The organism is uncultured Arenimonas sp., from assembly GCF_963976025.1.
GTDB lineage: Bacteria > Pseudomonadota > Gammaproteobacteria > Xanthomonadales > Xanthomonadaceae > Arenimonas.
Genome location: NZ_CAXBJS010000110.1, coordinates 1 through 8,725 on the forward strand (window position 1 = coordinate 1; position 8,725 = coordinate 8,725).

Below are 8,725 nucleotides of genomic sequence, written 5' to 3' on the forward strand. Positions count from 1 at the left end.
TGCGCGCCACGCGCAGGCTCACTTTTCCGGTGGCCATCTGCCAGATGCCATAAACGACGATCGACACGCCAAGCACGAAAAGCCCCACCAGCAGCATCAGCACTAGCGTCGCCATGCCCGGGCCACCGGCGAAACGCATGTCGCCCACCAGTTCGCCGGGCTGCAGCAGCGCCGGCACGGTGTAAAACAACACGCCGCCCATCAGCACGCTCAGGATCGTGCCGCACACCAGCAACATGAAGCCGAACCGCCGCGACCAGCGCCGGGACTGCAGGCCCATGCCGCAGCGTTCGCACTCGGACCGCAGCTGGTAGGTCTCGTGGCCACAGTTGGCGCAGCGGCTGAGATCTTCCGGATCGCTGCCGTCGCCGCGGCCGTGGAAGAAGTCCGCTTCGCCGGGCCGGCCGCCGTTGAAGTGCGCCACCACCTTTCGGGCCTCGCGCCAGGCGGGCCCCGGAACGGGCAGCGTCAGCCGGGTGTAGCGTGCCGACTGCAGCCGGCCGTCGCTCCGGCCGCGCATCGGGTACTTCAGGCTGATTTCGATGGTGGTCGGCGCGTCGGCCGGGTCCCGCAGCTCGGCCTTGAGCACTTCAGGCGTGCCACGGCGGGGCAGGTCGAAGCGGGTGCCAGCAACCACAAGCGCATTCTCCTCGACCACGACCTCAAACCCCTGTTGAGGGATCTCGCCGGGTGATGGAGCTTCATTCCTGGGCACCGAGTCGCCGCGCCGCGTCTCGGCGGCGATGAACTGGCTCCACAGACCCGCATCCACCCGCCAGCGCGCCAGGATGACGGTGGGTTTGGGCTGCAGCCAGCGGGGCAGGCGAAGGCGGGGCAGGGTGTATCTACCTGAGCGGGTGGCATGCGACATCAAACGACGCCAGGGCTGGCGCGCGGCCATCGGTCGTAGCTAACGCCTGGCTAACACCCCAAGGCGCACTATGTCCCTCTGCACCGGCCTTTGGCCCGCTGCCGTCTCCCTGCCGCCGGCCCGCCGGCGCCGCACGTCTGCTGTACCCGCCTCCCGCTTGGCTGCCCGTGGTGCGCCTTATCAAGGACCCGCCATGACCCTTAGTCCGAATTCCATCGGCATTGTTGGTACGTCCCGCAAACTCGACGAACGTCGCCTTCCCGTGCATCCCGACCACCTGCCGCGCCTGCCCGAGGCGGTGCGGCGGCAGATGGTGTTCGAAACCGGCTATGGCGACGCCTTCGACGTTTCCGACGCACAACTTGCCGCCCAGACCGGCGGGGTGGCGCCGCGCGCGCAGCTGCTGGCGGAGGCCGGTACCGTCGTCATTGCCAAGCCCACCGTGGCCGACCTGCAGGAACTGCGCCCGGGTGGCCTGCTGTGGGGCTACGTGCACTGCGCCCAGCAGCGCGCCATCACCCAGGCCGCCATCGACCGCAAGCTGACGCTGATCGCCTTCGAGGACATGTTTGTCTGGGGCCCGGACGGCCGCATCGGCCGCCACACCTTCTACAAGAACAACGAAATGGCCGGCTACTGCGCCGTGCTGCACGCGCTGGCGCTGAAGGGCATCGACGGGCACTACGGCAACCAGCGCAAGGTGATCATCTTCAGCTTCGGCGCGGTCAGCCGCGGCGCCATCTACGCGCTGAAGGCCCACGGCTTCCGCGACATCACCATCTGCATCCAGCGCCCCGACCACGAAGTGCGCGAGGAGGTGCTGGACTGCCACTACGTGCGCCTGGAAGCCGGCCTGGCTGGCGAGTCCCGCATGGTGGTGGTCGAACACGATGGTTCCCGCCGCCCGCTCGGCGAGCTGATCAGCGAAGCCGGCATCCTGATCAACGGCACCTTCCAGAACCCGGCCAGCCCGATGGATTTCGTCACCGAAGACGAAGCCGGCTGCCTGCGTCCGGGCAGCCTGATCATCGATGTCAGCTGCGACGAAGGCATGGGCTTCTATTTCGCCAAGCCGACGACCTTCGCCGACCCCATGTTCAAGGTGGGCACGGTGGACTATTACGCCGTCGACCACACGCCCAGCTACCTGTGGGAAAGCGCCACGCGCTCCATTTCCGCCGCGTTGGTGGTCTACATGGAAACCATCGCCCGTGGCCGCGAAGGCTGGGAGCACGACCCCACCCTCAGCCGCGCCCTGAACATCGACCGCGGCGTCGTGCAGAAGCACGGCATCCTCGCGTTCCAGGGGCGCGCGGCGGTTTATCCACATGGGCCGGCAGCGGTGAATGAGCCGACCAGCAGTCTTAAAATTGCGTGAAACCACAAAAACTCGAGGTGTTACCCTGAACATTCATTCGTTGAAGGAGTCAGGATGACGCCGCAAGCGCCGCCGTTCGACGAAATGGGCTGGCCCGACCAGATCCGGCCTCCCTACGCGATGATCGATGCGTGGCTGAAGTCCGCCACGCCGGAACAGCTGGCGCTCAAGCGCCGTGAAGCCGAAGTCCTGTTCCGGCGCATCGGCATCACCTTCGCGGTTTACACCGAAGGTGGCGACGCCGAACGGCTGATTCCCTTCGACCTTATCCCGCGGGTCATGGCCCAGGCCGAGTGGCAGCGCTTGCGCCAGGGTCTGGAGCAGCGTGCCAAGGCCCTGAACGCCTTCCTGCACGACGTCTACCACGACCGCGACATCATCCGCGCCGGGCGCATTCCCGAAAAGCTGATCCTGCACAACGCCGAGTTCCGCCCGGAAATGAACGGGCTGGACCTGCCGGGCCACATCTATTCGCACATCTCCGGCATCGACATGGTGCGCACCGGCCCCGACGACTACTACGTGCTCGAGGACAACTGCCGCACGCCCTCGGGCGTGTCGTACATGGTGGAAAACCGCGAGGTCATGCAGCGCCTGTTCCCCGACCTGTTCCGCAAGTCCCGGGTGGCGCCGGTGGCGCACTACGCCGACGAGCTGCTGGAAACCCTGCGCTCGGTCGCGCCCGCCAACTGCCACGGCGAGCCCACCGTGGTGCTGCTGACGCCCGGTATCCACAACAGCGCCTATTACGAACACGCCTTCCTGGCCGATGAAATGGGCATCGACCTGGTCGAGGGCGCCGACCTGCTGGTGCGCAACGACATCTGCTACATGCGCACCACGGCGGGTCTGGAGCGCGTGGACGTTATCTACCGCCGCATCGACGACGACTACCTCGACCCGCTGGTGTTCCGCCCCGAATCGGCCCTGGGTGCGCCCGGCCTGCATTTCGCCAGCCGCGCCGGCAATCTCACCATCACCAATGCCGTGGGCGCGGGCATCGCCGACGACAAGGCCGTGTACATCCACGTGCCGGAAATGATCCGTTTCTACCTGGGCGAAGAGCCGCTGCTTTCCAACGTGCCCACCTACGACTGCAGCAAGGCCGACGAACTCAAGTACGTGCTTGAACACCTGGACGAACTGGTGGTCAAAGCCGTGCACGGCTCCGGCGGCTACGGCATGTTGGTCGGTCCGCAGGCCAGCAAGGCCCAGCTGCAGGAATTCCGCGACCTGCTCAGGACCAAGCCCGAAACCTATATCGCCCAGCCCACGCTGGCGCTTTCCACGGTGCCAACCTTCGTTGAGTCGGGCGTGGCGCCGCGACACGTCGACCTGCGGCCCTTCGTGCTGTCGGGCAGCGACAAGGTGCGCGTGGTGCCGGGCGGGCTGACCCGCGTGGCGCTGAAGGAAGGGTCCCTGGTGGTGAATTCGTCCCAGGGTGGCGGTACCAAGGACACCTGGGTGCTGGAGGAATGATGCTCGCAAGGACTGCAGGCGACCTGTTCTGGTTGGCGCGCTACATGGAGCGGGCCGACTACGTTGCGCGCCTGCTGCAGGTGGCCGGCCACATGAACGCCGTGCGCGTGGACACCAACCGCAGCAGCGAATGGGAATCGGCCATCGTCGCATCGGGCTGCCGCGAAAGTTTCAACGCCGCCGGCGACACCCCGGATGAAGAAAGTGTCATCCGCTTCCTGGCCTTCGAACGCGGAAACCCGTCTTCGATCGTCAACTGCATCGAAACCGCGCGTCGCAACGCCCGTTCGGTGCGCACCTCGCTGACCACCGAGATGTGGGAGGCCGTGAACCAGACTTCGATCGAGCTGGCCGACTTCACCCAGGCGCCGCTCGATGCCGACGGCCTGGCCGAGTTCCTGGACTGGGTGAAGGCGCGCGTGAGCCTGTTCCACGGCGTGTGTTCGAACGGCATGCTTCGGCGCGACAGCTTCTGCTTCATCCGAACCGGGCAGTTCCTGGAGCGCGCCGACAATACCGCCCGCCTGCTGGACGTGAAATACCACGTGCAGCTGCCCGACGTCAGCGACGTCGGCGGCGTGGTGGACTACTACCAGTGGCTGGCGATCCTGCGCGTGGTCGGCGCCCGGCGTGCCTACCGGGTGCTGTTCAAGGGCAGGGTGCAGCCGGCGCACGTGGCCGAACTGCTTATCTCGCGCGATGTATTCCCGCGTTCGCTGGCGTTTTGCTACGAGCAGATCACCCAGCACCTGGACGGCATCAAGGCCCAGGACCCGAAGCTGGCCTCCGACGCCAAGCGCCATGCGCATGCCATGTACGCCCATCTCCGCTTCGCCAACATCGACACGGTTATCGAAGACGGCCTGCACGAATACCTTACCGATGTGATCGACCGCACCCGCGACCTGGGCGCCGAGATCGCCAAGGGACACTTGTTCTGATGCTGCTTACCATCGCCCACGACACGCGTTACCACTATGGCCAGCCTGCCTTGCTGGTGGTGCAGGCCCTGCGCCTTTGGCCGGCGCCCAGCGCCAGCCAGCAGGTGAAGTCCTGGCGGGTGGAGGTGAACGGCAAGCTGCTGCCCTCCACGGGAATCGACGGCTTCGGCAACCCGGTGGCCACCCATGCCATCGACCGCCAGATCAGCGACCTGCACCTGTCCGTGCGCGCCCAGGTGCGCACGCTGGACAAGAGCGGCGTGCATGGCGAAGACGCCGGTGGCCTGCCGCCCATGTTCTTCCTCAAGCCTACGCCGCTGACCATGCCGTCCCCGGGCATCATCGCCCTGGCCGATGCCGCGGCGGGCGAGGGCGGAGGCCTGGAGTGCGTGCACCGGCTGGTCAATGCCGTGCGCGACAAGGTGGACTACGTCAGCGACACCACCCACGCCGAAACCAGCGCCGCCGAGGCCTTCGAGGCCGGTACCGGCGTCTGCCAGGACCACGCCCAGGTGCTTATCGCCGCGGCCCGCCACCTGGGCTACCCGGCCCGGTATGTCAGCGGCTACCTGCTGCCCATGGAAGACGGCTACCCGGCCGCCAGCCATGCCTGGGCCGAGTTGTTCGTGGACGGCCTGGGCTGGGTGGGTTTCGACCCGGCCAACCGGGTGTCCCCGGACGAACACTACGTGCGCGTGGCCTGCGGCCGCGACTATCGCGACGCCGCGCCCGTGCGTGGCCTGCGCCGGGGTGGCGACGACGAAACCCTGGATGTCAGTGTGAACATCACGCAATTGGCGCAGACTAGCCAGTAGCGATCGCGTTCGATGGAGAACCCTTAAGTGACTTATTGCGTTGGCTTGCTGCTTGACGAGGGCCTGGTGATGCTGGGCGATACCCGCACCAATGCCGGGTTCGACAACATTTCCTGCTTCTCGAAGCTGCAGAAGTTCCATGTCCCGGGCGAGCGCCTTATGGCGACGCTTACCGCCGGCAACCTGGCGATTTCCCAGGCGGTCATCAACCTCATCCAGGACGGCCTGCCCGACCCGGAAAGTGGCCAGGTGGAAACCATCTACACGGTGCCCACCATGTTCCGCGCCGCGGCGCTGGTGTCCGAGGCCGTGCGCCGGGTCTACCGCACCTATGGCGAGGCGATGAAGCAGCAGGATGTGTCCTTCGACGTGTCGATAATGCTTGGCGGCCAGATTGCCGGGCGCACGCTGCGGCTGTTCCACATCTACGCCGCCGGCAATTTCATCGAAGCCACGGCCGACACGCCTTACCTGCAGATCGGCGAGCACAAGTACGGCAAGCCGATGCTCGACCGTGCCATCACCCGCGAGACTTCCCTGGAGGAGGGCGTGAAGCTGGCGCTTATCTCGATGGACTCGACGCTGCGTTCCAATCTTAGCGTCGGCATGCCCCTGGACCTGCTGGTCTATCGCAACGACAGCATCGACGGCATCGTCGAGCAGCGCATGGACGAGGACGACAAATATTTCACCAGCATCCGCCAGCAGTGGGCCAAGGCCCTGAGCGAAGCGCACCGGCAGATCCCGCCGCCCGATTGGCTATAGCCCCAGGGGGCAAGCTCCATGCAAAAACTGGCTGATACTTTCTGGAACATCCGCGGCACGTTCCGCGTGGTTGGCATCAACATCGGCACGCATATGTCGGTGGTAAAGCGTGGCAATGGCCGCTTCGTCATCATCGATGGCTGCGACCTCGACGACGCCCAGCGCGCTGAATTGCTGGCGCTTACCGGCAACGGAGAAAAAGTCGACGCCGTCATGCACGTGCATCCCTTCCACACGATGTACGTGCAGGACATGCACACGTTGTTCCCCTCGGCGACGCTTTACGGCACCGCACGCCATCGCGAGAAGGCGCCGACCTTGCCGTGGGCGGAAACCCCGATCGAAACCTGGGATGACGAACACCCGCTGGCCGACCTGTTCAACCTGTCGGTGCCCGAGGGCGTGGACTTCGTCTCCGCCGACGAACGCGTGCACGTGGCATCGGTGCTGGTGCGCCACCGGCAAAGCGGCATCGTGCACGTGGACGACACCTTCAACGTCATGGCCGCGTCCGGCACGCTGGGCAAGATCCTGCCGCAGTCGTCGCTGCGCATGCACCCCATGCTGTCGCGGGCACTTAGCCAAAGCCCCGGTTCCGCCGACGCCTTCGCCGGCTGGGCCCGCTGGCTGGCCTCGGCCTGGTCCAAGACCTCCATCGTCTGCGCCGCGCATTCGGCCGTGCGGGAGCTACCCGCCGGCGGCTTCAAGAAGGAAGTCGAAGACGCCCTGGCCAAGGTTTCCGGCGTCCTCGACGGCCACCGCAAGCGCTACGGCTAGGCAACGCTAGCCCTGGCGCTGGTCCAGTGCGTGGTGGATCAGCACCACGCACTGGGAAGCGAACAGCATCGTCTTGCCCAGGGTGATCCTTGTGGCGCCAAGGCGGTCGAGGGTGTGGAAGGTGTTCTTGGGCATCGGGATGTGGTCGGTGAGCAGGAAGCAGGGGTTGCCCTGGAAGGCCTGTTCGCGGATCGGCTTGCCTTTCTTTTCCATCACGTACAGCTGGTGGTTTTCCGCCAGCTGCTGCACCAGCCTCTCGAAGCTGATCGTCTGCACCGTGACGCCGCTTTCCACCGGGCGGGTTTCTTCCTTGCCCATGCCCCGGGAGGCGTCGAGCGCCTTGGCGACCTTGGCCAGCAGGGCGGCCTCGTTGAAACCGCCGATCTCATGCATGGCGCTGGCTTCGAAGCGGATGCTGCGCGAGTAGTCCTGGGTGCTTTCCAGCACCAGGTAAACCACCACGTCGGGCCGGTGCGACTGGGCCACGAAGATGGCGTTCATCAGCGTATGGGCCAGGATCTCCGCGTGGGCGTCGCCGCCCACCGAAGCCAGCAGCTTCGCGCTGTCCGTGGGAGCCGCCCGGGCCCTGAGTACGAAGGTTCGCATGGGGCCATTGTCCACGATTGCGGGTCGCTCAGCGCGGGGCCACGTAACCCCCGGGCCGGCCGTGGGGTGAAAGCACGATCTGCCAGAGCTGGATATTCCGGACCCGGAAGGCGGCCATGCTGGCTGCCAGGTAATAGCGCCACATGCGCCGGAAGCGTTCGTCGTAGCGGGCCGGGAGGCGGTCCCAGCCGGCTTCGACATTGTCGCGCCAGGCCTGCAGGGTGCGGTCGTAGTCGGTGCCGAAGTTGTGCCAGTCCTCCAGCACGAGCAGGCCCTCGCTGGCCGCGGTGATCTGTGCGGCCGAGGGCAGCATGGAGTTGGGGAAGATGTAGCGTTCGATCCAGGGGTCGGTGTGGTTGGTCGAGACATTCGTGCCGATGCTGTGCAGCAGCATCAGGCCGTCGGCCGGCAGGCAATTCGCGGCGAGCTCGAAGAAGCGCCGGTAGTTGCGCACGCCCACATGTTCGAACATCCCGATCGACAGGATCCGGTCCACGGGCTCGTTGAATTCGCGGTAATCCTGCAGCCGGATTTCGATCGGCAGGCCCCGGCAAAGCTCGCGGGCGTAGTCCGCCTGTTCGCTGGAGATCGTCAGCCCGATGCCGCGTACCCCGTAACGTTCGGCGGCAAACTTCAGCGCCTCGCCCCAGCCGCAGCCAATGTCGAGCAGGCGCTGGCCCGGGGCCAGTTCGAGCTTGCGGCAGGCCAGGTCCAGCTTGGCCTCCTGGGCCTCGTCCAGATTCGTCGCCTTGGGCCAGTAGCCGCAGCTGTAGACGAGCCGTTTGCCCAGCATCAGCTGGTAAAGGTCGTTGCCCAGGTCGTAGTGGCGCTCTCCGACCACGTAGGCGCGTCGCCGGGACTGCACGTTGATCAGCCAGGCGCGCAGCGCGGCCCAATAATCGCGCCAGCCCAGCACCTGGCGGTCGAGCCGGGCCGCCAGCAGGCGTGCGAGCAGTTGGTCGAGTGAACGGGTGTCCCAGTCCCCGTCCATGTAGGACTCACCCAAGCCCAGCGAGCCCTCGGCCAGGACGCGGGCGAACATCCTTGGGTTCCGAACCTGGATATCCCAGGGTTTGTCCCCGTCGAGATGCAC

The 8,725-nt window shown here is 66.1% G+C and carries 9 protein-coding genes; 6 read left to right on the forward strand and 3 right to left on the reverse strand.

Features of this window, described 5'->3' with window-relative positions; genetic code table 11:
• The coding region (locus tag AACZ35_RS09540) for a hypothetical protein (protein ID WP_339828505.1) at nucleotides 1-871 on the reverse strand (871 nt) is incomplete at its 3' end.
• 193 nt (nucleotides 872-1,064) lie between these two features.
• Between AACZ35_RS09540 and AACZ35_RS09545 the strand changes: the two genes are divergently transcribed.
• The 6 genes from AACZ35_RS09545 (at nucleotide 1,065) to AACZ35_RS09570 (ending at nucleotide 7,026) form a co-directional block, all read left to right on the forward strand.
• Entirely contained in the window at nucleotides 1,065-2,249 is a 1,185-nt protein-coding gene (locus tag AACZ35_RS09545; protein WP_339828508.1) for a N(5)-(carboxyethyl)ornithine synthase, read from the forward strand.
• A 120-nt stretch (nucleotides 2,250-2,369) separates the two neighbouring features.
• Nucleotides 2,370-3,728 carry a circularly permuted type 2 ATP-grasp protein gene (locus AACZ35_RS09550; protein ID WP_339828529.1) on the forward strand — a complete coding sequence of 453 codons (1,359 nt, stop codon included), beginning with the start codon at nucleotides 2,370-2,372 and terminating at the stop codon, nucleotides 3,726-3,728.
• A complete protein-coding gene (locus AACZ35_RS09555; protein ID WP_339828511.1) occupies nucleotides 3,728-4,669 on the forward strand; it encodes an alpha-E domain-containing protein in 942 nt (313 codons plus the stop codon). The genes AACZ35_RS09550 and AACZ35_RS09555 overlap by 1 nt, the downstream gene beginning before the upstream one ends.
• Nucleotides 4,669-5,484, forward strand: coding sequence for a transglutaminase family protein (locus tag AACZ35_RS09560; protein WP_339828514.1), 816 nt, complete (start codon nucleotides 4,669-4,671; stop codon nucleotides 5,482-5,484). Before AACZ35_RS09555 ends, AACZ35_RS09560 begins: the two co-directional genes overlap by 1 nt.
• Before the next feature lie 27 nt (nucleotides 5,485-5,511).
• Complete coding sequence (locus AACZ35_RS09565) at nucleotides 5,512-6,249, forward strand: peptidase (RefSeq protein WP_339828517.1); 738 nt, start codon at nucleotides 5,512-5,514, stop codon at nucleotides 6,247-6,249.
• 18 nt (nucleotides 6,250-6,267) lie between these two features.
• On the forward strand, nucleotides 6,268-7,026 hold the full coding sequence (locus AACZ35_RS09570) for a hypothetical protein (RefSeq protein WP_339828520.1): 759 nt from the start codon (nucleotides 6,268-6,270) through the stop codon (nucleotides 7,024-7,026).
• A 6-nt stretch (nucleotides 7,027-7,032) separates the two neighbouring features.
• Here AACZ35_RS09570 and trmY read toward each other — a convergent pair whose 3' ends face one another.
• Both trmY and cfa read right to left on the reverse strand, forming a co-directional pair.
• Entirely contained in the window at nucleotides 7,033-7,632 is a 600-nt protein-coding gene (trmY, locus tag AACZ35_RS09575) for a tRNA (pseudouridine(54)-N(1))-methyltransferase TrmY (RefSeq protein WP_339828523.1), read from the reverse strand.
• 28 nt (nucleotides 7,633-7,660) lie between these two features.
• Nucleotides 7,661-8,725 (reverse strand): cyclopropane fatty acyl phospholipid synthase (cfa, locus tag AACZ35_RS09580; protein ID WP_339828526.1); only part of this gene is annotated, 1,065 nt, incomplete at its 5' end.

Excerpts from the sequence above, each read along its gene's own strand:
- AACZ35_RS09545 (WP_339828508.1), top strand. The coding sequence starts at position 1,065 with ATGACCCTTAGTCCGAATTCCATCGGCATTGTTGGTACGTCCCGCAAA.
- AACZ35_RS09550 (WP_339828529.1), top strand. The coding sequence starts at position 2,370 with ATGATCGATGCGTGGCTGAAGTCCGCCACGCCGGAACAGCTGGCGCTC.
- AACZ35_RS09555 (WP_339828511.1), top strand. The coding sequence starts at position 3,728 with ATGCTCGCAAGGACTGCAGGCGACCTGTTCTGGTTGGCGCGCTACATG.
- AACZ35_RS09560 (WP_339828514.1), top strand. The coding sequence starts at position 4,669 with ATGCTGCTTACCATCGCCCACGACACGCGTTACCACTATGGCCAGCCT.
- AACZ35_RS09570 (WP_339828520.1), top strand. The coding sequence starts at position 6,268 with ATGCAAAAACTGGCTGATACTTTCTGGAACATCCGCGGCACGTTCCGC.
- trmY (WP_339828523.1), bottom strand. The coding sequence starts at position 7,632 with ATGCGAACCTTCGTACTCAGGGCCCGGGCGGCTCCCACGGACAGCGCG.